Raw genomic sequence first — 22,330 nt, 5'->3', positions numbered from 1 at the left:
AGTAAGACACAGTGCCGCCTTCGGCGGGACGCAATGCCGGCCTCACCAGATCGCTATGCACGGAAAGGCATCACTTCCTACTTTTGAAGAGGTCTATCGGTTTTTCATTTAATTGCGTTTTCTCTTGAATGCTTCTATCAAATCCGTTTTTCTCTCTTCGCCTCTGAGAAGAGCGGCGACATTCTTCCGGTGTCTGAACAGAGACAGCCCGAAGAAGGCGAGCATCCAAAGACCTACGGCGTAGCCTTCAGTCAGGAAGAGGATGCTAGATAAAATTGCCAGAGCAAGAACTGAACCAAGGGAAACGTATTTAGTGAGCAGAACGATCGGTATCCATATCCCAAAGAAGACCGCAACATACCACGGTAATGTCCCTGAAAGCGTCCCCACTGTGCAGGCGACGGCTTTGCCACCTCTGAATCTTAGGAAAACCGAATAGCTGTGGCCCACTGCTGCAAAGAAACCGATCATCATACCCTCGGGCAATGAGACTCCAAAGACAGCTCTAGCGATTATCACGGGAATGAAGGCCTTCACCCCATCCAGAATCATGGCAATGGCACCGGCATAGCCCCCCATGCTTCTAAGAACGTTTGTTCCACCTACGTTTCCACTGCCCACCCTGGTAATATTCACGCCCTTAACAAGCGGTACTATGAAACTGAAGGGGATGGAACCCATAATATATCCAACAAGAGCAAATACTACGTACCTCATCTCTTCCTCCTGAGTTTCAAGAAGATTGGAGTTCCTTCGTATGGATCGAAATTAAGCCGAATCGTGTTTCGAATCCCTCTAAGATAAGGCTCGGTAAAGAGCGTAGGGTCGTTTACATTCAGCATTATTATCGGCGGCCTGCTGGAGATCTGAGAACCGTAATATATCTTGCCTCGCTTCTTACCCTTGCCGGGTGCCGGCGTTCCCTCCGAGTATCTCTGAATGAGAGTGTTAAGAAGGCCGGTCGGAATTCTTAGGTCTATCTTCTTACTTACAAGACTAATGTTGTCGATAAGATCGTCCATACCTTCGCCGGTCTCAGTTGAGGTGAAGAGAACGGGACTATAGTCTATGAAGTACAGGTCCTGTTTGAAGGTTCGCAGCAATGCCTTCCTGCGTCTTTCATCAGCGAGGTCCGATTTGCTGAAGACGGCAATGGTCGCCTTACCGTTCTTTTCAGCAAGTCCAGCGATACGCTGGTCTTGATTGCCAACTCCGTCCGTCGAGTCAATTACCATAATTATGATATCTGATCTCTCCAGAGCGTCAATTGCTCTCATTACGCTGTAGTATTCAACATTCATTACCTTCACCTTAGACTTCTTCCTGATTCCTGCAGTGTCAATGAAGGTCATTGGTATACCGTCTACAACAACAGTCTCGTCGACTGTATCTCGAGTTGTCCCAGAGACTTCAGTTACAAGGCTTCTTGGACTGCCGACTATCCAGTTGAAGATAGAGGACTTTCCCGCGTTTGGCTTACCGACAATTGCTATTTTCAGATCGCTTTCTTTGCCACTTTCCACTTCTATCGAGTGTCCCAGCGACGTCAATCGATCGAAGATCTCGTCGAAAAGCAAATCGATGTTAAGACCGTGGGCCGAGGATACCTTTATGGGATCTCCAAAACCAAGTGAAAAGATCTCGTTTCCCATACTTGAATAAAAGTTATCGGGGTTCTCAACCTTGTTGGCAACGAAGATCACTTCAAGTCTCTGCTTTCTCAAGTAATCTGCGAGTTCGATATCGGCACTTGTAAGCCCGCTTCTTCCATCGACAACAAAAAGAATGAGGTCGCCCTCATTCAGAAGCTCAAGGGTGACCTCTTTCATCTTTTCTTCAACAATGTTTTCTGGATTCTCAAATAGTCCACATGTGTCTACAAGCTGAAAGGTTCTCTGTTGCCAGTTAACTCTCCCTACCGTGAAGTCACGGGTAACCCCCGGAATGTCATCAACTATAGCTCTCCTACCACCAACAAGTCTATTGAATAGAGTCGACTTTCCAACATTTGGTCGTCCGATTATCAGGACGGTGGCCACTAGAGGCTTTCTCCTTCTTCCTCAAGCTGATTCTTAATCATTTCTCCAAGGCTGTTGGAACTGACGGTTCCATTATCGTTGAAATCCTTGAGAACTTTCTCGGTCTCGGCCGCTTCTTTATCTTTTATGAGCTGCCTTATCGACACAACCATGTTTCGAGTGTCGTTATCCGGGTCGTAAACCAAACGGATTATCTTGAACTGATCATGCTTACCGACTTCAACCGAGTCCTCGATATTCTCTGTCCGCTCAAGAGATACCTGCGAAACGGGCAAGAAGGCCTCAACACCGTATGAGTCGACCATGATTATTGCTCCAGACTTCGTGAGTCTTGTCACGGTCCCACTAACTTGATCTCCTACAGAAAGCTCTTCAGAAACCTTTTCCCAGGGATCGGGAGTTGCCTGTTTTATGCTCAGCCTCATTCTCCTGTTAACCGTATCTATAGAAAGTATCTTTACCTCTATTTCTTCTCCTTCTTTAACAACATCCTCGATTCTATCGACGAAGTTCCACGAGACCTCAGATACCGGAACAAATCCAGATACGTACTCTTCAAGCTCAAGAATTACACCGGTAGGCAATACCTTTGCAGTCTTAGCCTTTAGAACGTCTCCCTCTTTGTACTTGTCGCCGATGTTTTCCCACGGGTCGCCCAGGGCTTCCCTGTAAGAGAGTGAAAGGGTCCGCTTTTCTTCGTTTATCTCCTTGATGTTCACTTTGACCTCGTCTCCAACTTCTACAACACTCTTGAGATCCTTCTTGATGTTTCCCCAGAATACTTCTGAAATGTGTACTAATCCTTCCACTCCGGGCTCAAGCGATACGAAGAAACCGAACGGGGTAATGTTTTTTACCGTTCCAACGACCGTAGAATCGACTTCGTATTTTTCCTTCAAGGTCGACCAAGGATCTTCCGTCATCTGCTTTAGCGAGAGAGATATCTTCTTCTCTTTTTCATCGATTCCAATTACCTTTGTCCTGACCGTCTCACCGGGCTTCAGCAGATCGCTTATCCTCACACTAGGATCCCAGCTCATTTCAGATGCCGGAATAAGCGCAGTTACATTGTCGTTTAGCTTCACGAAGGCGCCGAAATTCTTTATTGACTCGACTTTGCCTTCCAGTTCCTGGCCGACTTCGATTGTCTTGAAGTAGGCATTGATTGCTTCTTCCTGAAATGCTTTTAGCGAAACCACTACGTTTATTCCATTTCGTTGTCTCTTAAATCTTATGACCTTGAACTTCATTGTTCCTTCTGGAGCCGGATCTCCCTTTCGGATTCCCGACTCTGAGCCTGGAAGAAATGCGGGTACCGTCTTCAAAAGCCGCACATTGTACCCGGCGTTCGTCTCCGAAACTATCTTCCCGTCAATGGCTTTGCCTTCTCTGTAAGCCTTCTCAACTTTGCTGACTGCTTGCCTGGCATGGACTCTCTTTTCAGAAACAGTGCTTCTTCCTTCCTCTTCGTTCGTCTTGATGACCATGACTTCTATCTTATCTCCAACGTTGTACTCTTCTAGATCATTCACTAATTGATCCGCAGGAACGAACCCATCGAGCTTCCCGTCCATAATCACCATCAGTCCATCAGGCTGGACGGAGAAAACCTCTGCATCCTTTCTATTTCCTTTCCTTGCCGAGGAAACATCCATCTGTTCAAATATTTCCTCCATGCTCAGGTTTTCATCTTGCTGTTTCATTTTCTCTTCCATTGTTGGTTACCTCCCTCATTTTGTCTATGTAATCCAGTATCTTCTGGATTTGTTCATACGGAGTTGATGTACCGCTAATCAGGGCAACCTTCCCCATATCACCTTGAGGAAGATCCGATAGATCTGTTGCATGAAGCGCCTTTTTACCGAGTCTCTCTACTATTCTTACAAGCTTCTTTGTATTTGAACTGTTCTTTCCACCTATCACAATAACCGTATCAACTACGCCTGCAAGTCGTTCTGCCTCCGATTCTCTCTGGATTGTGACCTTGCAAATAGTGTTATGAACGGTTACACGACCCCGAAGCTTTTCCTTAACAAACTCCGCGAACTCCTTGAAATCGCTGTTGCTCATCGTAGTCTGCGAAACGATCGCAACACGTTCAAGGCCTTCAAACTCTTTCAATACTTCGTTATAGTCATCTCCCGGTTCCACAATGAGATACTTGTCGAGCCTACCCGAAAGAGCCGTAACTTCCGGGTGGTTCTTCTTGCCATACACCACAACAAAGTTGCCTTGCTGCTCGAGATCGACCGCCAGGCTAAATACATTGTACACTATAGGACAAGTAAGGTCTATTACTTCATCGAAAACGTGTCGTAATTTCTCCTCCGAAGCCGGATCTACTCCATGAGCCCTTATTACTGCAACACCATCATGTTTTTCTTTCAACAGTCTGTCTTCGATTACTTCAAGACCCAGCTCCCTGAGATCGTTCATCACCTTCTCATTGTGAACGATCTCTCCCGTCGCGAAAACTTTTTTTCCTGATTTTAGAAGCTTAATCGTTTCTCTGACTGCCCTGTCGACTCCGTAACAAAACCCTACAGATTTCGCTAGGTGCACTTTCTGCCTCTTCTCCGCAAGGGTCACTATGGTAGAAACCACTTCCTCGATACCCATCTTCGTCGTATCTAACGTAACGGCATCCGCAGCAGGCTTTAGCGGCGCAACTGATCTAGTTGAGTCGTTGTGGTCTCTGCTTTCGATTTCGGCTAGTATCTCCTCTAAATCAGCGGCAATTCCACTCGATCTGAGTTGTTCCAGCCTTCTCCTTGCCCTCTCGATCACCGAGGCAGTAAGAAAAATCTTCAACTCCGCTTCGGGAATAACCACTGTTCCTATGTCACGGCCTTCCATGACTACGTTGCCTTGTCTTGAAAGACTTCTTTGTTGCTCCGTAAGGAAGTCCCTGACATACGAGTACCTGGCAATGTCCGAAGATAGAAGAGATACCTCTCTCGTTCTTATTTCATCGCCGACCGGAGTGCCGTCTAACGTTATGCCCGAATCAGAGAGCGAAAAATATGTATGACTCATCAACTCCGTCATCGATGCGAGATCGGAGAAACATACACCGGCCTCTCTTGCCTTGAGGGCAAGCGCTCTGTACATCGCACCGGTGTCTATGTAAGTGAAATTCAGTCTTGATGCTACAAGTCTAGCTACAGTCGATTTTCCTGATCCGGCGGGACCGTCGATCGCAATCCTCAAATCTAGTCCCCCGCGTCCCTTACTTGGAGCTTCAGAAGATCCAGTTGCTTGCGGGAAACCTCGGATGGAGCAGATGTCATTAAATCGGCACCGCTAGCTACCTTCGGAAAGGCAATAACCTCTCTTATAGATTGAGCTCCGACGATTATAGCAACTATTCTGTCTAGTCCAGGTGCGATTCCCGCATGCGGAGGCGGACCGTACTTGAAGGCATCTAGCAAGTAGCCGAACTTCTCCTCCGCCTCTTCACGCGAAAGCCCAATAAGATCGAATACTCTGCTCTGTATATCTCTCCTGTGTATTCTGACCGATCCGCTTGCAACTTCGTATCCGTTGAGAACCAGATCATAAGCCTTGGATCTAACTCTTAGCGGATCGGTTTCGGCGTACTTTTCGAGGTCTTCTAAATCAGGCATAGTGAAGGGGTGGTGTTCGGCCTCAATCCGTCCTTCCTCCGAGTTGTAGGAGAACATCGGAAAATCAGTAACCCAGAGGAAGTCAAACCCCTCTACCGAAAACTCCTCTTCCTTAATTACCTTTCCTCTTATCTGTCCAAGAGCTTTGGAAAGTGCAACAGTCTCGCCAATTGAGAAGAGCACTAGATCTCCTCTTTCCGCTTTGAAGAAGGAAATCATTTTCTCGAGTTCATCGGGACAATGCTTCAGAATAGAGGATTTCAAACCGTCACCCTCTACCTTTGCCCACATCAGACCCCCCAGGGAACTATCTCTTGCCAAGGCGGTATACTCGTCCAGTTTCTTCCTCGAGAAATGGTCTGCCTTACTTTTGACAAGCAATCCCTTTACACGTTCGTCTCTATTTATCGCTTCATTTATGACTCTGAACTCAGTTCCAGCAAAAACCTCCGTGATGTCTCTTATCTCCATCCCATATCTGGTGTCTGGCTTATCGCTGCCATAAAGGTCGACAACCTCTTGATAGGTGAATCTCCGGAATGGAGTCGGAATATCTGCCGAGACAGCCTCTGCAAATGCATGCTTCATCAAACCCTCGGCAATAGAGAAGACATCCTCTTCATCTGCAAAAGACATCTCAACGTCTATCTGCGTGAACTCAGGTTGCCTGTCGGCCCGAAAGTCTTCGTCTCTGAAGCACTTTGCGATCTGGTAGTACCTGTCGAAACCAGAAACCATCAGCAACTGCTTGAAGATTTGAGGAGACTGGGGCAAAGCGTAGAACTTCCCGGGTTTCAACCGCGAGGGTACGAGAAAGTCCCTGGCCCCCTCAGGCGTAGATTTCCCGAGAATAGGAGTCTCCACATCCACAAATCCATTTCTGTTTAGATACTCCCTTGCCGCCTGCACAAAACGATGCCTGGTCAATACATTGCGCTGCATCTTCGGGCGTCTTAGATCGAGATATCTATACCTGAGATGCATCTCTTCTGAGGACTCTTCGTCTATGTTTATATAAATAGGCGGTACTTCTGCATCTGAAAGGAGTTCCAATTCGGAGGCAAGGATTTCGATTTCTCCTGTGGGGAGCTTCTTATTTACAGCATCCTCAGGCCTCTTTCTCACAGATCCAGTTACCGTAATGCAGAACTCGTTTCCCAGCTTTAAGGCCTGGCTATAGAGGTTAACATTCTGAGGATCGAAAACAACTTGCGTCAAGCCATACCTGTCCCTAACTTGAACGAACTTGATACCCCCAAGGTCCCTGATACGATCGACCCAGCCGTTGAGTGTTACTCCTTTTCCCGTGTCGGATGCCGTCAATTCGCCACAGGTGTGCGTCCTTTTCTTCAACACCAACACCTCCCACAGAGTTAATATTACCATGCCACTTTCTAGGATGGAATCTCGATTTGTGGTAGAATCATTTAGAATATTTCCTTCGGGGAGGTGTAGAAATTGAAAATGAAACTTTTACTTGCCTCACTGCTTATTTTCGGTCTGGCATTTACTTCAGCTTTCGCTGCCGTCAATTATGTAGACGTCAGTTCAAATCACTGGGCATACGATGCAGTGATGAGACTTTCTGACCTAGGCATTCTGACAGGTATTGTTCAAGCCGATGGCAGGACTTACTTCAATGGAAACGATCCACTCACAAGATATCAGACAGCGGTAATGCTGAAGAAGACACTCGATTATGTTGAGCTGAATTTCGCAAAGCATGGCACTGTTCAGCAGTCAGGAACTGTCGATGGAACTATCATGTCCCGTCTTGAAGCTCTCGAGCTTGCCCTTACCGATTCTAGCGGAAGGCTAATCGATACCATGGATCTTCAGTTACGGATCACTGCTTTGGAGAACAGAATCAGTTCTCTTGGAATCTCCACCAATGGGAGCGTATCTCAGAGCACTGTTGAATCCTTGAGGCAGCAGATCATGAAGTTCGTCGAGGACCTTTCTCTGACTACGAAGAAGCTCGATACTCTGGCCGTTGACGTTCAAAACGTTCAGAACTCCATGTCAAATCTTGCCGTCATGGAATCGAGAGTCAACGATGCTGTGAGAAGAGTTGATACTCTTAGCGGAAACATCAGCACAATCCAGAGTTCGCTTTCTTCAAACGAAAGATCTATATCCACTCTAGACTCTGCTGTTCGATCTCTCTCGTCTTCACTAAGCGACTACGATGCGAAGCTCAGTACGATTACAAACAGAGCTTCTGCAAACGCTATTGAGATCGCATCTCTAAAAGAATCAATGGCGACAGTGACTGCAAATGTGGCGACCGTTAGAGATCTTCAGAACAAGATTTCTTCGCTTGAGAATCAGATCGCAAATGTGAGGCTTCCCGCCGATGCTGTAAGCAAACTCGATGAGCTTTCTGCGAGAATCAATGCGATTTCCTCTGACTACGCGAAGATCGGTGATTTGCAGAACTATGTGACGAAGACCGACCTAAAGGCGAATTTGAATCTCTACGCAGGTGTTGACGAGCTTGCCAAGGTAAAGAATTCGAACGAATTGCTTACCAAGGATATCGAGACTTTGAGGAAGGACTTCACTTCGGAAACCGGAATCATCAAAGGCGATATCGGCAATCTTCAGAGAAGCATAAACGCGATAAATGAAATCGTCACTATTCACGAGAATGAACTGGCTGGACTGAAGTCTTCTGTCAGCACAGTATCCTCTCTGAGAAGCGACTTGAATGCACTGAATACGAAGTTCAACGCCCTTACCGATCAACAGTCCAAGAACTTCGCTGCAAGTCAGGCGAGTGTTGCTGAACTAGAGGCAAGGATGAATGAAGCAATGGATATGCTGAACGTCTCGGTAGATGCAAACCTGTCAAAGATTTCTCTCAGCATGGATACTATCAATACTCAGCTTGGAAAGAATGAGAGCGAAATCAAGGCTCTCAAGACCAGAACAGACTCATTGGAATCAAGACTGAATACAACCGTGGTGAACCTCGAGAGATATGTGAAAATAAGCGATCTGGAGACTCAGCCAGTAATCGTAAACCTCTCTGAGAGAGTAGCCGAAATCAACAGCGCAACGATTGATGCAGCCACAAAGCAGGATGTAGAGGCTCTTCAGAAGAAGACTTCTCCCTGGTTGATTCTTTCTACTGTGAGTTCTCTGGCAGCTCTTGGAATATCCATCTGGGTTCTTATTGACTCAGGCACAATATAGCAGAAGAGCTATCGTAATGATTGACCCGGGGTTTAGCCCCGGGTTTTTGCTATAATTGAAGCTGACGAGTTGTTGCTGGAGGTGCTTGATGAAAGTCGCAGAGATTTCTTCACTTAGTAAACATATAAACGAACACGTACAGATAAGGGGCTGGCTTAGAAGAAGGAGATCGAGCGGGAAGATTCAGTTCCTTTTCTTGAGGGACGGCTCAGGCTTCATTCAGGGCATCGTCGAGAAGTCAAGCGTCCCAGAAAGCGTATTCCAGGTAGCGGCTTCACTTAAGATGGAGTCAAGCGTGATTGTTTCGGGACTTGTGAAGGCAGAAGAAAGAGCTCCAGGCGGAGTCGAACTTTTCGTGGAGGATCTCCAGATTGTTCAGATCCCCGAGAAAGACTTCCCGATAAACAAACCGGATCATTCAATCGATTTTCTGATGGACAACAGGCATCTTTGGCTAAGAACGCAGCGGCAGACTCATGTCCTGAGGATCCGCCACGAGATTATTAGAGCAGTCAGAGAGTTTTACAATGACCGCGGCTTCATCCTCATCGACACACCTATCTTCACCGGCTCGATTGGCGAGAGCGCAGGCAATACATTCGAGATAGACTACTTCGATTACGGGAAGGCTTACCTCGCTCAGACGGGGCAACTTTATCTTGAAGCAGCAGCCATGGCTCTAGGAAAAGTTTACAATCTTGGACCGACATTCAGAGCAGAGAAATCCAAGACACGCAGGCATCTCATCGAGTTCTGGATGAACGAAGCCGAAGTCGCCTATTATGGTCACGATGACAATATTAAGCTGCAGGAAGAGCTAGTTACTTATGTAGTGAAGAGCACTCTGGAACGCGCCGGAGAAGATCTTAAATCAATTGGCAGAGATACATCGAAACTGGAGAAGATCGAGACTCCATTCCCAAGAATAACTTATGATGAAGCAGTGAGACTTCTACAAAAGAAGGGATTCGAGATAAATTGGGGAGACGACATTGGCGGAGATGAAGAAACGGCGATTGCAAATGAATTCGACAGGCCGGTCGTTGTGGAGCGTTATCCGAGAATGATGAAAGCATTCTATATGCAGCCTGATCCGGAGAGACCTGAAGTAGTACTCTGCGATGACATGCTCGCTCCTGAGGGCTATGGAGAGATAATTGGGGCCTCTGAGAGAATATATGACCGAGACTTGCTTATTGAGAGGATTAACGAGTATGGTCTAGACGTTTCTTCTTATGACTGGTATCTTGATTTGCGCGATTATGGAACGGTCCCTCACAGCGGTTTTGGGATGGGTATAGAGCGTATCGTTGCCTGGATAGCAGGACTTGAGCACATCAGAGAAGCGATACCCTTTGCCAGAACCCTTTACAGAATTCATCCGTAGGAGGCACTATGGAAGAAGAACGTTTTCTTACTCCAGGCAAGGTCCAAGAGGATAGTTCAATAAAGAGCCTCAGGCCGAAAAACCTCGGGGAGTATATCGGCCAATCGAAAATCAGGCGAAGACTTAGCATAGCAATTGAAGCAGCCAAGGTACGTCAAGAGGCCCTTGACCATGTTCTGCTTGCAGGCCCTCCGGGTTTGGGCAAGACCACCCTCGCACATATCATTGCGAACGAGCTGGGCTCGGAGATCTATGTCACATCTGGACCGGTTATTGAGAAACAGGGCGATTTGGCCGCTATCTTGACCGGGCTGGAGCGGGACGATGTTCTTTTCATAGACGAGATTCACCGGCTGAATAGAACCGTTGAAGAGATTCTTTACTCTGCTATGGAGGATTTCCAGCTAGATATTATGATCGGCAAGGGTCCCAGTGCCCGATCGATTCGTCTTGATCTAAACCCGTTCACCCTTGTCGGAGCTACGACGCGCAGTGGTTTCATAGGTGCGCCTTTGAGAAACAGATTTGGAATGATTCTAGAGATGGAGTTCTATCCCGATAAGGATCTGAAACAGATCATTATTAGATCGGCAGCGCTTCTCGGAACATCGATAAGAGAAGACGCGGCAATCCTTCTTGCCCGAAGGTCGCGTGGAACGCCTAGAATTGCAAACAGGCTCCTGAGAAGAGTCAGGGATATCTCCACAGTTGAAGGGGGAAAGGAGATTACAGTTGATACTGTTCAGTCGGCAATGACGCTCCTTTCTATTGACGAGGAGGGACTAGATTCGATGGACAAGCGCCTCTTATCTGTCTTGATTGAGAGTTATAATGGTGGGCCTGCGGGCGTCAAGGCAATCGCGGCATCAATCGGGATAGAACCGGAGACAATCAGCGAAGTCTACGAGCCGTTCTTGCTGCAGAACGGCTTCCTGGTAAGGACAAACCGAGGAAGAATGGTTACGGAAAAGGCTTATCGCCATTTGGGACTCCCATTTGAATCACGTAATTCACCTCTTTGGAACTACATTGATCAGAGAGAAGAGGATGAAGACTAATATGACATTCGGGCTTGATCGCTCAATCTGTTGTGCAGTTTTAGATTTCTCTTCGGGCTGATCACAGTTTTCCAATTCAATGTATTCTTTGTAGTCGTTTTGCGAATCTGGTAGTCGTTTTTCTTTGTTGTGGGGTGAGAGTTGTGAAGGCAGCGGTGTTCTATAACAGAACGAGAATCTCCTCTGAAACACTGAACTGGCTTTCAAGGGAAATTGAATCTCACGGAATCGCTACTTCGTTTTGTGAGGATGGTACTTCGTGCTTACCGGCAAGAACAGAAGTAATTCTTACCTTCGGTGGCGACGGGACTGTTCTCAAGGCAGTGCCTCTGGCAGTAATGAACGATCTGCCGATAATGAGCTTCAGAGTTGGTAGTGTAGGCTTTCTCGCAGCCTTTGAACTCAGTATGCTCCACACTGCGCTTGATCTACTTCTCCTCGGAAAACTTGAGAGCGTCACAAGACATGTAATGGAGATAGAAATCGGAGACTCTATCAGATATGCTCTTAACGACTGCGTTGTAGAACGTTCTTCACCAAGCAGGACCGTTTCTTTCAGTGTGAATGTGTGTGGGCAGAGCAGTTATCCCGTTGTTGGTGACGGTATTGTCTTCGCGACAAACACTGGTTCAACAGCATACTCGATGGCCGCCGGGGGTGCTCTGGTAGATCCAGATGCCGGTTGCTTTCAGGTTACTCCCATATGTCCTCATAACCCCTTCGTCGGATCGGTCGTTCTCGCCGCTTCGAGAAGAGTTCTAATGGAAGTGAGGCAAGACAAGGGCTATCCTATTGAGGTCTACGTTGACGGAACATTTGTTTCGAATATCAGGACGGGAGACAAGATCAACGTCGGTCTTTCAGAAAAGATAGTGTCTCTCCTCAGAGAAGGAAGCTTCGATTTTGTTGCTCTTCTCAAGAAGAAGCTGGCCTTTGGAGGTCGACTGAAAGATGATATCTAAAGTTGGTCTCGAAAGAATAGGAAACTTGAGAATTGAGATTCTCAGAATGGCGCGATATGTCCAGAGCATATTTAACAAGACATCTGTTGCAGTTCTAGAGAGAAATGAACACCAGGCAAGAGATGTGGTTTATTCCGACTCTGTGATAGATTATCATCAGGTGGAACTACAAGCAATGATAATCGGCCTAACCGGAATACTGACGCCAACAGGAAAAGAATTAAGACTCTTGACTCTCTCGATGAATATCGTCAACGCTCTTGAAAGGATAGGCGACAAGTGTGTGTTTATATGTGAGAGGGGATTGTCACTTTCAAAGCGTCCACCGATAGGCTATCATGAAAAACTGAAGACGATGTTCGAATCGGTCTCCGTAATGACAAAAGGCGCAATAGACAATTTGGTTGACCCCTCTCTTTCTGAGGCTGTAAGATTGTGTAAGAATGACGATTTCGTCGATCGAATTCAGGAAGAGGTGAAGACCGACCTCGTTCGCGGCTGTGAAGAATCGCCATCAATAATCAGCAGAGCACTAGACTTAATGATGGTTTTCGGAGCTCTGGAAGAGATAGCCGATCTTTCGACTGAACTTATGGAAGCAGCAGTGTATATTGAAACCGGCAAATACTATAGATGTGTTAATGACAGTTTCCAACCCATTGATTTCAATGCCCAGAACAACAAGGGGTGATTCTTCTTGAAGACTCTTATAAAGTACATAGGAGCTCAAGCATTAGGTTCGATTTTCATTGGTCTGGTAGGGTTCATAATTTTCGTGAGCTTAGAGTTACTCTACTACTTGTCTGACATGATAATAAGATACAAGGTGGGCATGGACAAGCTCTTCTTGCTCATTTATTACAATCTTCCCGAGTTCATTGTTCTTGGAATACCGGTGGGAATACTCCTGGCTATCTTCTGGGTACTCTCGAGAATGAGATCGGACAACGAACTGATTGCCCTGCAGACGCACGGAATATCTCTCAAACGGCTCGTAATTCCCTTCCTGCTTATTGGGGTTCTTTTCAGCGGCTTTGCTTATCTGCTTAACGACTATCTTGTCCCCACGGCCTCTACAAAGGCAAGTGAGGCAATGGCAAGATTTGTTTACAGACAACCTGAAGTCACGCTGAGAGAAAATGTTTTCATGCAGGACGGTCAGGGGAGAATGATATACGTAAGAAGAATAGATCAGAAAACAAAAGAGCTTAAGAATGTCTCAATTTATGAGGTCTACAGAGGTCAGGTTACGTTGACGACTGCTGAGAGTGCCGTCATTGTTCCAAATAAGTGGATATTGAGCGATGCCAAGATTTACCAGACAGATGCGTCAGGCTTTCTGGGAGTTGAGATGCATTTCGGTACTGCAGAATTTGAAATTGATGACGACATTGAACGATACCTGGCGAGCTTCAAATCTCCGAAGGAGAAAACTAGTGCCGAGCTGAGAGAAGACATAAAAGCGTTCAAGAACACCGGCATAAATACTTCTTCGCTCGAAGTCGCTCTGCAGGAAAAGTATTCGATGTCGATCGCTCCTCTCGTTATTGTCTTGCTCGGTGTTCCGGTTTCGCTTATGTTCAATCTTCAATCGAAGTCTTGGTCGGTTATTCTGACCTTCTTGCTCGTTGTCATATATCAAGGATCGGGTGCATGGCTTAGCGGTATGGGGAAGGAGAATCTGATTAACCCCTCTCTTGCCCCGTGGATTCCGAATATCGTCTTTTCTATCCTTGGCGTCGTAATCTACTCGCTCATAGATACGAAAGCCAGTTACCGGCTTTCGGAATTCTTCACGAGAATCCTGAAGGGTTCCGCCATTGTTATTATCCTGCTTGTTCCAGGCTTACTCGAAGGATCAAATGTGAGGATCGTGGGGGGAACGATCGCTGGAACGAAAGACGGCAGAGAGATACTCATTGGAGACGGTGTGAGAGTAGAGTACTTCAGTGAGACTATGACGGCAACTATAGATGCGTCGAATGCCTCTATACTGAATATCGACTCCACACCGGAATCGATTTCATTCTGGGGTAACGTGAAGATGGTAAGTGACGAGACAACTATAGTCTCAGATAGATTGATTCTTGATCTAACGAACGAGAGAGTCGAAAGTATGCAGGTGTTCTCGCGCTCTGAGATTGAAGTGCCTGCGTCCAGAGGCGATACATCCAAGACAGCTTCGAAAGTCCCGTTCTATGTTTACGGCGATTATGTTCAATCGACCATGGAAGCATCACCTACCCTGAACATAACGGACGGCTACATAACCACTTGCGATAAATCTCACCCCCATTACAGATTCAGGGTCTCATCGGCAGTTGTGACGCCTGGAAAGGGGATGTCGGTGCAGAACATGCTGCTGTACATCGGCAATATCCCGGTATTCTATCTGCCGTACTACTACTTCCCGCTAGACGACCCGGACAGACGTCCCTTCGATGTCGATCTTAGTGGAATTGCGGATGCCCAGACACGGATAACCGTTCGTTACCTGGAAGTCGACTGGCTTCTTCTTCAAGGAACGTGGTACAGAGATTGGATGTCTACCGAAGACGCCTTCACAGCAAAGTCTGTACTCTATACACCTCTAGGTGACATAGAGTTGTTTGGTCAATTCGGCCAGCAGAAAGAGACAAGCTACGGCGCTTATGTCTTGCTAAAACCTTCTTTTGATCAAATAAGAATGCAGGGAGGCGCTCTATACCTTAGCGGGCCACCGTTAAAGGAACTTCAGACCCCCTTCACAGGCATTAACTTGGGAGAGAGCATTGTCAAGAACAAAGTAACTCAGCTTGATCCTTTCGCCGTGAAAGAAACGATGGGCGCGACCGAAATGCAGCTCGCATATGTTCAAATACTCTCCCCCGAGGATTGGGAGTTGAAGCTAGATGTTATCGGAGCTTTCGCAAGATATGACGATAAGAATCTCTGGATGGTCAACCTTCAGAATCTAACGATTCCTTCGGATGAGAGTATCGATGCTGGTTTCGTTAAGCTGAGTACCTCGGAGTTTAGAATCAGCGGTCTTTTCGGCCAGCGATACATAAGCAAGAATATCCTGTATTCTCTGAGAGCCAACGCTTCCGCAGTCAAGACTGAGGGGGCGCTGTTCGGCGCAGATTTGTCCGTTCAGTCACTGAATTTTAAACTAGCATCAAACGCCGCTACCCTTACAGAACTTTTCATTCCCTCCAATATGGAAGATTTCGTGTTAGAGGTAAATAAGTATCTCTTCGTTGCTGGGAATCTAAAGATCGGCGGCGATGTGAAGAGCACTTTCGACGCTTCTACTACTGAGCTTAACATTACTATGCCCGCAGATAACAAGGGTATCGGCCGCAACTATCTGACCTTTGCATCAGAAGACGGCAAATTGAAAATCAACGGAAGATACGCCTTGGACTACAATTCTATGCATGAAAAGAATAAGGATAGATTGTTCTGGATAGATCCCTTTGACATTGTATATGATGGCTTCATCTCTCTTGAACTGAAGTTCTATTTTGAATCGCGATACGACGGCTCTTTCAAGTTTGAAGGGAAGAAGTTACGTGTCTACAAAGACATTGAACTGTACAAAGGTGAATGGGGACCGCTTTCGGTTGGAGTGGTCCTGGAGCCTGCGTATGAAGTTGGATTCTACTATGATTCAGATGAAGGATGGAAACTCACTAAGAACGAGATACCTGTAACGCTCAAGAACGAGCTTACCTATAGACCATTTGACTGGTACTACGTCAGTGTGCAGTACAATCCAGTGCTAACCTATGACTTCCTGAAAGAGGAATGGCGCCTCGACCACCCGGGAAAGCTGCTGACTGGAATTGAGACGGAGGTCCTCAAGGCCGATTATGTTCTTGAATTGGACTATGAAGAACTGGTGGCCAGTCCTACCGAAATGAATTGGCTGGGAAAGGGCCTTCTTAAGACCGAAGGAGAAGTTGAGTTCTGGGGTCTGAAGTTCGGTCAGAAGACAGAAACAATTTTCATGCCCGTTACTTCCAAAGCCTCAGAGACTGCCTACTCCTTCACTTTCGATTCGAAGGTCTTCTCACATAAGACCGAGAGCAAAGTATTCTGGCAGAGTGAAGACATGTTTGACGACTTCGTCAACAAGGAGAAATTGACCCTCGAAATCGCTACCGAAACAAAACTTGAATTCACTCTCGACTGGACGTTCGATGCCTCGCCCAATGTTGCTGAAGATGAAAGAATGCTGAAGGATCTGGTCTTTGGTTCCTCTATCAAGATCAAAGATTTCGCCTCATTTGGAGTGAAGTTCAGATATCCTTATCTCTCAGGCTCAAGAAAGATGTACGACAGATTGAAGTTTGAGGTGAATGACCTCTCGGTGGGAGAAGTCTCCTGGAGGGCCGCTTCACTGGACTTCACGACGGATTTCACGAAGTTCGATTCAAAGTACAAGTATCCCGAAAAGTATTTCACTAAATCAGAGTCTCAGGCTAGATTCCTGATATGGCAGTCAACAAGGCTGACTATTTCAACTCTCTCGGTCAGCGAGTATTTTATCGCGACCTCTACAGCGTCTGAAACAGGGTATTCAGCATACTCGTTTGGAGTCTCCAATGTCAAACTCGACAACAAGACTATCCTGGGGGGAGGAACGGCCAAATTCGAGGAGTTTGGACTCTCGATGGAGCTCCGTAAAGCAGAGGATTACTACTTCACTATGCACATCAACGAGCTTTTCTTCCCTATGGGCGCGCTCTCTGATGCTCCAGGAGTTCTCAACAGGCTCTCTCTGGGAATAGACGGAAGCGGTAAGAGAAGCTTCGTAGAGATTGGAACCTATGCAGGAGATGTCTCACTCTGGGATGAATCGATAACGAAGATTTCGCCGATGTACTTCGATCTCCACTGTATGGCTCTGGAGCTTGTATTGAGGTTGGGCTTCGGGAGCGAGATCAACACGTTCCAGGACGCCCTTGAGACAATAGCACTAAAATTCTATATAAAGGAACTGAAGGATAGGTATCTTGTGATTGGACTTCACAAGGGTGCTCCATACTTCAGGTTCAGATTCTGAGGTGAGAATTGTTGACCGATTACGTCAAAAGAAAGGAATTGCTTCTGGAGCTCAATTCAAGTATAAGTGATTGCTCTCTTTGCCCGCTTAGCTCTTCGAGGACAAACACAGTACCCGGTGAAGGCTCAATCGAGACACCCGTTGTATTTGTCGGTGAAGGGCCAGGTGCCGATGAAGATGCTTCGGGTAGACCATTCGTGGGCAAGGCAGGAGAGCTTCTCACTAAAATACTGGACTCAGTGAGGCTTTCAAGGCAGGACGTCTTCATCACAAATATCGTTAAGTGCAGACCCCCAAAGAATAGAGTTCCGTCTGCAGAAGAACAGAGAGCGTGCTCCCCATATCTCCTCTCACAACTGGCTATAATAAAACCTAAACTGATTGTTGCTCTGGGTGCCACTGCACTTTCGTATTTCGTTGAAAGAGATGGACTCCAGATAACGAAGGTGAGGGGGCAGCTCTTCGATTGGATTGGAGGTATAAAAGTATTCGTCATGTTCCATCCAAGTTATCTGCTTAGAAACGCATCAAGAGCCCCAGGTTCACCAAAGAGTCTTACTTGGGAGGATATCCAGAAAGTCAGAAAGATGTACGATCAACTACTGGCTGGAGAGGAAATTGACATATAGGAGGAAAGCATGGCCGAAAACTATTTGGTGACAGGAGGAGCGGGATTCATAGGTTCACATGTTGTGGATGAGCTTATAGCCGCCGGTAAGATTCCAATCGTTGTTGACAATCTTTCGAGTGGGAAGATTGAGAACCTGGATCCAAGAGCACTGTTCTATGAGCAAGACATCAGAGATCAAGAGATGATGGAAAAGGTCTTCATGCTTCACAGACCTGTCGCTCTCTTCCATCTTGCAGCCCAAATAAGCGTTTCTAGATCGGTAAGAGAACCCGAAGAAGACGCGATGATCAACATAATAGGAACCCTGCGACTTCTGAAGATCGCTGCAAAATACGGAGTTAAGAAAGTCGTCTTCTCATCGACGGGAGGAGCGATCTATGGTGATGAGGTCAAGAAGATACCTACAGATGAGGAAGAGCTTCCGAAACCGCTTTCTCCATATGGCATTGCGAAGTTCTCAACCGAGAACTATCTGAGGTTCTTCTCCAATGAGCTTGGCATGAAGTATGTGGTTCTGAGATACGCGAATGTTTATGGGCCCAGGCAGGACCCATACGGAGAAGCTGGAGTCGTCGCGATTTTCTCCGAGAGAATGCTCCGAAATCAGGAGGTCGTCATTTTCGGTGACGGACAATGTGTAAGGGACTACGTTTTCGTCTCTGATGTTGCAAAGGCGAATCTTCTGGCACTCGAAAAAAGTGAAGATTGCATAATGAACATAGGAACCGGAAAGGGAACCTCAGTCAACGAGCTATTCACACAAATGAAGAGAATCACTGGCTATGCAAGAGAAGCCATTCACAAAGAACCGCGACCGGGCGACCTGAAGAAATCGATTCTAGATGTGAATAAGGCTAAATACCTACTAGGATGGGAGCCTGAAGTGAAGCTTGAAAAGGGGCTTGAGAGTACAATTGAGTATTTCAGAAATGAACTGGTCTCCTCTTAGTGAGAGATTACGACCGCGAGAGTTCGACGATGTAGTAGGACAGGAACATCTTACAGGAAAGAAGGGAATAATTCGAGGTGCCGTCGAGAGCGGCAAACTCTTTTCAATGATACTTTACGGCCCACCTGGAACCGGAAAGACAACTATCGGAGAAATCATCAGATCAAAGCTGGGAAACCGATATCACTTCGAGTTCTTTAGCGCGAGTCTCCAAGGAACGGCTGATCTCAAGAAGCACTTTGAGCACGCCGAGAGACTGAAGAAAGTAGGTCAGCAACTTGTGCTCTTCGTGGATGAGATCCACAGATTGAACAAGAGCCAGCAGGACGTATTTCTTCCTGTTACGGAAAAGGGTTTGATAATACTGATCGGGGCGACGACGGAGAATCCTAGTTTCGAAGTCAATCCTGCCCTTCTCTCCCGCTGTCGTCTCGTAATTCTCAAGGGTCTCAACGAAAACGATATTGACAATCTTCTGAAGAAGGCCCTTGAGAAGGACAGGGTTCTCAAGAGTTCGGGAGTGACCGTCTGCGATGAAGTAATCGAAGTGATTTCTCAGAGCAGCGGTGGAGATGCCCGGATTGCTTTGAACCTTCTCGATACTCTTGTGGAGAGCGCTGCGGCTCTTGACAGAACTTCTCTTGATCTTCAGGTTATGAACGAGCTTTCTGTACTTCCTTCGGGAAGGTATACCAAGAAGGGCGAGGAACATTACGACCTGATCTCCGCTTTCATTAAGAGCATGAGAGGAAGCGATCCAGACGCAGCTCTGTACTATATGCTGCGAATGCTCGAGGGAGGTGAAGACCCGAAGTTTATTGCCAGGAGAATGGTAATCTTTTCTTCGGAAGATATCGGCCTCTCCGATCCCATGGCGCTCGTTATTGCCAATGCCACCTTTCAGGCCGTCAGCAATGTAGGACTCCCTGAGTGCGTTCTGAATCTCTCCGAGGCCGCAATCTATCTCGCAGTCGCGACCAAGAGCAATAGAACCTGCAGCGCCATGATGAAGGCAAGGGAGATGGTCAAGGCTACACCTAATCTGGACGTACCTCTTAAGCTGCGCAATGCCGTGACGAAGATGATGAAAGAACTGGGATATGGTAAGGGATACAACTATCCACACACAACTGGAGGGTTTTCACGTGAGTATTATCTCCCAGAATCCATAAAGGAGGAAGTCTTCTATGTTCCCGGAACTAACGGAAAGGAACGATACGTTCTTGAGAGACTTAGGTCACTATGGAAGGGTATGAAGCTCTACCCGGAGGAAAAATGAAAAGCTTCATTCTAGAGGATGAAAGGATCATTCAGCTCGAAATCTCCGACATAACCCAACAGGAAGTTGACGTTATTGTCAATGCAGCCAACGGCTACATGAGGCACGGAGGTGGAGTGGCAGGAGCTTTGGTGAGAGCAGGCGGAAAGGAGATTCAGCTTGAAAGTGACGCATATGTTAGGCAGAATGGACCTTTAGGGATCTCCGAAGTAGCCGTAACCGGAGCCGGCACCCTGCTAGCAAAGAATATTATACACGTCTTTGGTCCACAGTATGGAGAACTTGACTTGGAAAACAAACTCTACAATTCGTTCACTAATGTTCTTAACAAGGCTGCCGAAATGGGAGCTATTACGCTCGCCACTCCGGCAGTCTCCACGGGCATATTCGGAGTTCCGATATCTATTTGTGCAGATCAGTTTCTGAAAGCGGTTGTAGATCATCTATCAAACAAGTCATCATCGTTGAAACTGATAAAGATGTGCTTGATGGACAAGAAGGCCTACGACGAGTTCCTCAATATCGCTCTAGACTACTTCAGTTCAGAAGGATAACTCTATAAACTCCTTTTTTGAGAAGACTTTCAGCGGTTTCCTCATTCTTCGTCAGCCATACAGTGAAAACGTCAACATCCTGACCGGCATACTCTGAAGCGATAGGGTCGTTTTCAAGCACATAGTTGTAGTCTTCTTCGTTAACCCTAACTATCTTGGGCGTTCCAAAGTAATCTGACGGCTTACTTCGATAATCATTGAAGGTCATCCCTTCGTACGATTTGCTGCCAATATAACGAAGTATCGGTACGAAATCGTTTGCAGGCACATAGCCGGGCAGCTGAGTCAATAACCCACCATCACTTGTGAAGAACCAGAAAGTAGGCGTTCCCCGTATTTGGAAATGGGCGTATAGATCACCATAGGTCATCTCCCTGACTTCTTCTCCAACTATGTAAGAAGCCTTTCCGGGATTACTCTTGTAGATCTGAGAGAAAATGAAGCCTGCTCGAAGCAGTTCCTCAACAGTCTCATCAGCAAGCGTCTCCTTAATAAATCTCACGCAATACACACAGTTGTTATCCGAGAACATTACTATAGCTTCCTTCTCCTGGATCTCTGCCAGTCGCAGTGTCTTGTCAAAATCATTTAGCATTCCGACATAAGACAAGATCATCACAGGTAGAATCAGAACAATCACAATCAGCATCTTTCTCATAAAATCAACCTCCCGTTACGAACTGTAATAAATTCAGATTGCCCGTCATCGTAATAAGTCCGGCAGCAAATAGTACTACGAAGACCGATATCCTAATAACCATTCTCCACTTACTCTCGCCACCAAACGAGAGCTTGGAGGTAAGCTTCGCTACAACTCCACTGAGGGTAAGGAATGGGATACTCAGACCTAATGAGTAGACCAGAAGCATCATACCACCCTCCGCTATCGCAGACTGGTTTGCAGCCAAGACAAGAATCGAACCAAGAATCGGTCCCGCACAAGGTACCCACACCAGACCGAGAACGGCTCCGAGCACAAAGCCACTAACAGCAGATCCTCCGAACTTCCAAACGTTAAGGTTTACTCCCCTAATTCCTATCTCGAAGAGATAGAGGAAGCCAAAGAGAATGAAGAGGCTTCCAGAAATAACATTCATCAGGACTTCATTCTGCCTTATGAACGTACCAAGACCTGTTGCGCCGATACCAAGAATGAAGAAGAAGATAGACATACCCAGTGTAAAAAAAGCTCCCCTTATGAAGCGCGCCTTTGCATCATTTGCTCCACCCATAAGAACTCCAAAGAAGACTGGAATAAGCGGAAGAATACATGGAGAGAAAAAAGAAAGCAATCCCCCTAAGAAGGCGCTGCCGTATGTCACACTGGTTGTTACAATGGGACTAATCAATGGTGAAAGGCCGATTGTTCCGGTTGCTACAGAAGTCAATTCATTCATATTACCCCTCCCGGGTATATTATAAACTATTCTCGTTTTCCATGCAAATGAACTCTTTGTGAAGAAGTGTAGCATAAGGGCGGCATCCACCATCCGCCGATAAGAGCAACCGAGAAAGTGCATTGTTGAGACGTTCGCTTCGCTCACGAGAAGACAGGAATTTAGAAACCAGTCTGTTGACGCAAGGCGCCGAGGAACAT

General features: G+C 46.6%; 17 protein-coding genes. 10 read left to right on the top strand and 7 right to left on the bottom strand.

Features of this window, described 5'->3' with window-relative positions; all coding sequences use genetic code 11:
• Positions 1 to 108: 108 nt before the first annotated feature.
• Genes plsY through aspS form a run of 5 tightly spaced genes read right to left on the bottom strand, consistent with a single transcriptional unit; the run spans position 109 to position 7,051 of the window.
• Entirely contained in the window at positions 109 to 717 is a 609-nt protein-coding gene (gene plsY, locus B3157_RS07900) for a glycerol-3-phosphate 1-O-acyltransferase PlsY (RefSeq protein ID WP_214078665.1), read from the bottom strand.
• Positions 714 to 2,039 carry a ribosome biogenesis GTPase Der gene (gene der / locus B3157_RS07895; protein ID WP_292589981.1) on the bottom strand — a complete coding sequence of 442 codons (1,326 nt, stop codon included), beginning with the start codon at positions 2,037 to 2,039 and terminating at the stop codon, positions 714 to 716. Before der ends, plsY begins: the two co-directional genes overlap by 4 nt.
• Positions 2,039 to 3,754, bottom strand: a complete 1,716-nt coding sequence (locus tag B3157_RS07890; protein ID WP_292589979.1) for a S1 RNA-binding domain-containing protein — start codon at positions 3,752 to 3,754, stop codon at positions 2,039 to 2,041. The genes der and B3157_RS07890 overlap by 1 nt, the downstream gene beginning before the upstream one ends.
• On the bottom strand, positions 3,726 to 5,249 hold the full coding sequence (cmk, locus tag B3157_RS07885) for a (d)CMP kinase (protein WP_292589978.1): 1,524 nt from the start codon (positions 5,247 to 5,249) through the stop codon (positions 3,726 to 3,728). The genes B3157_RS07890 and cmk overlap by 29 nt, the downstream gene beginning before the upstream one ends.
• Positions 5,250 to 5,251: 2 nt before the next feature.
• Positions 5,252 to 7,051, bottom strand: coding sequence for an aspartate--tRNA ligase (gene aspS / locus B3157_RS07880; RefSeq protein ID WP_214078669.1), 1,800 nt, complete (start codon positions 7,049 to 7,051; stop codon positions 5,252 to 5,254).
• Between the two features lie 78 nt (positions 7,052 to 7,129).
• On the opposite strand from aspS, the gene B3157_RS07875 reads away from it, so the two are divergent.
• The 10 genes from B3157_RS07875 to B3157_RS07830 all read left to right on the top strand — a co-directional run bounded on the left by B3157_RS07875 (position 7,130) and on the right by B3157_RS07830 (position 20,733).
• Complete coding sequence (locus B3157_RS07875; RefSeq protein ID WP_292589982.1) at positions 7,130 to 8,863, top strand: S-layer homology domain-containing protein; 1,734 nt, start codon at positions 7,130 to 7,132, stop codon at positions 8,861 to 8,863.
• Positions 8,864 to 8,951: 88 nt separating this feature from the next.
• On the top strand, positions 8,952 to 10,250 hold the full coding sequence (asnS, locus tag B3157_RS07870; RefSeq protein WP_292589975.1) for an asparagine--tRNA ligase: 1,299 nt from the start codon (positions 8,952 to 8,954) through the stop codon (positions 10,248 to 10,250).
• Between the two features lie 8 nt (positions 10,251 to 10,258).
• Entirely contained in the window at positions 10,259 to 11,308 is a 1,050-nt protein-coding gene (gene ruvB, locus B3157_RS07865; protein ID WP_292589973.1) for a Holliday junction branch migration DNA helicase RuvB, read from the top strand.
• Positions 11,309 to 11,451: 143 nt separating this feature from the next.
• Positions 11,452 to 12,270, top strand: a complete 819-nt coding sequence (locus B3157_RS07860; protein WP_243392422.1) for an NAD(+)/NADH kinase — start codon at positions 11,452 to 11,454, stop codon at positions 12,268 to 12,270.
• Positions 12,260 to 12,961: a phosphate signaling complex PhoU family protein gene (locus B3157_RS07855; protein WP_292589971.1), complete on the top strand. Its 702-nt coding sequence runs from the start codon at positions 12,260 to 12,262 to the stop codon at positions 12,959 to 12,961. The genes B3157_RS07860 and B3157_RS07855 overlap by 11 nt, the downstream gene beginning before the upstream one ends.
• A 6-nt stretch (positions 12,962 to 12,967) precedes the next feature.
• Positions 12,968 to 17,320, top strand: a complete 4,353-nt coding sequence (locus tag B3157_RS07850; RefSeq protein WP_292589970.1) for a YjgP/YjgQ family permease — start codon at positions 12,968 to 12,970, stop codon at positions 17,318 to 17,320.
• Between the two features lie 11 nt (positions 17,321 to 17,331).
• The gene (locus B3157_RS07845) at positions 17,332 to 17,949 is read left to right on the top strand and encodes a uracil-DNA glycosylase (RefSeq protein ID WP_214060885.1); all 618 of its coding nucleotides are present in this window, start codon (positions 17,332 to 17,334) and stop codon (positions 17,947 to 17,949) included.
• Positions 17,950 to 17,958: 9 nt separating this feature from the next.
• Complete coding sequence (locus tag B3157_RS07840) at positions 17,959 to 18,900, top strand: NAD-dependent epimerase/dehydratase family protein (protein WP_292589967.1); 942 nt, start codon at positions 17,959 to 17,961, stop codon at positions 18,898 to 18,900.
• Positions 18,866 to 20,179 carry a replication-associated recombination protein A gene (locus tag B3157_RS07835; RefSeq protein WP_292589965.1) on the top strand — a complete coding sequence of 438 codons (1,314 nt, stop codon included), beginning with the start codon at positions 18,866 to 18,868 and terminating at the stop codon, positions 20,177 to 20,179. The genes B3157_RS07840 and B3157_RS07835 overlap by 35 nt, the downstream gene beginning before the upstream one ends.
• Positions 20,176 to 20,733 carry a macro domain-containing protein gene (locus B3157_RS07830; protein WP_214060884.1) on the top strand — a complete coding sequence of 186 codons (558 nt, stop codon included), beginning with the start codon at positions 20,176 to 20,178 and terminating at the stop codon, positions 20,731 to 20,733. Before B3157_RS07835 ends, B3157_RS07830 begins: the two co-directional genes overlap by 4 nt.
• Here B3157_RS07830 and B3157_RS07825 read toward each other — a convergent pair.
• Together B3157_RS07825 and B3157_RS07820 are read right to left on the bottom strand one after the other, a co-directional pair.
• The gene (locus B3157_RS07825; protein ID WP_214060970.1) at positions 20,717 to 21,391 is read right to left on the bottom strand and encodes a thioredoxin family protein; all 675 of its coding nucleotides are present in this window, start codon (positions 21,389 to 21,391) and stop codon (positions 20,717 to 20,719) included. The genes B3157_RS07830 and B3157_RS07825 overlap by 17 nt on opposite strands.
• 4 nt (positions 21,392 to 21,395) lie before the next feature.
• A complete protein-coding gene (locus B3157_RS07820) occupies positions 21,396 to 22,130 on the bottom strand; it encodes a cytochrome c biogenesis CcdA family protein (protein ID WP_214060969.1) in 735 nt (244 codons plus the stop codon).
• Between the last annotated feature and the right edge of the window lie 200 nt (positions 22,131 to 22,330).

Origin of the sequence: Mesotoga sp. UBA5557, from assembly GCF_002425715.1 — a bacterium.
In the GTDB taxonomy this organism is placed as follows: Bacteria; Thermotogota; Thermotogae; order Petrotogales; family Kosmotogaceae; genus Mesotoga.
Note: the sequence above shows the minus strand (reverse complement) of the source record. Positions and strands in the feature narration are given on the sequence as shown.

Coding starts and splice junctions, on each gene's coding strand:
- ruvB (WP_292589973.1), top strand. CDS start 10,259: ATGGAAGAAGAACGTTTTCTTACTCCAGGCAAGGTCCAAGAGGATAGT.
- B3157_RS07890 (WP_292589979.1), bottom strand. CDS start 3,754: ATGGAAGAGAAAATGAAACAGCAAGATGAAAACCTGAGCATGGAGGAA.
- B3157_RS07820 (WP_214060969.1), bottom strand. CDS start 22,130: ATGAATGAATTGACTTCTGTAGCAACCGGAACAATCGGCCTTTCACCA.
- asnS (WP_292589975.1), top strand. CDS start 8,952: ATGAAAGTCGCAGAGATTTCTTCACTTAGTAAACATATAAACGAACAC.
- B3157_RS07855 (WP_292589971.1), top strand. CDS start 12,260: ATGATATCTAAAGTTGGTCTCGAAAGAATAGGAAACTTGAGAATTGAG.
- B3157_RS07830 (WP_214060884.1), top strand. CDS start 20,176: ATGAAAAGCTTCATTCTAGAGGATGAAAGGATCATTCAGCTCGAAATC.
- aspS (WP_214078669.1), bottom strand. CDS start 7,051: ATGGTAATATTAACTCTGTGGGAGGTGTTGGTGTTGAAGAAAAGGACG.
- B3157_RS07840 (WP_292589967.1), top strand. CDS start 17,959: ATGGCCGAAAACTATTTGGTGACAGGAGGAGCGGGATTCATAGGTTCA.
- B3157_RS07825 (WP_214060970.1), bottom strand. CDS start 21,391: ATGAGAAAGATGCTGATTGTGATTGTTCTGATTCTACCTGTGATGATC.
- B3157_RS07875 (WP_292589982.1), top strand. CDS start 7,130: ATGAAACTTTTACTTGCCTCACTGCTTATTTTCGGTCTGGCATTTACT.
- plsY (WP_214078665.1), bottom strand. CDS start 717: ATGAGGTACGTAGTATTTGCTCTTGTTGGATATATTATGGGTTCCATC.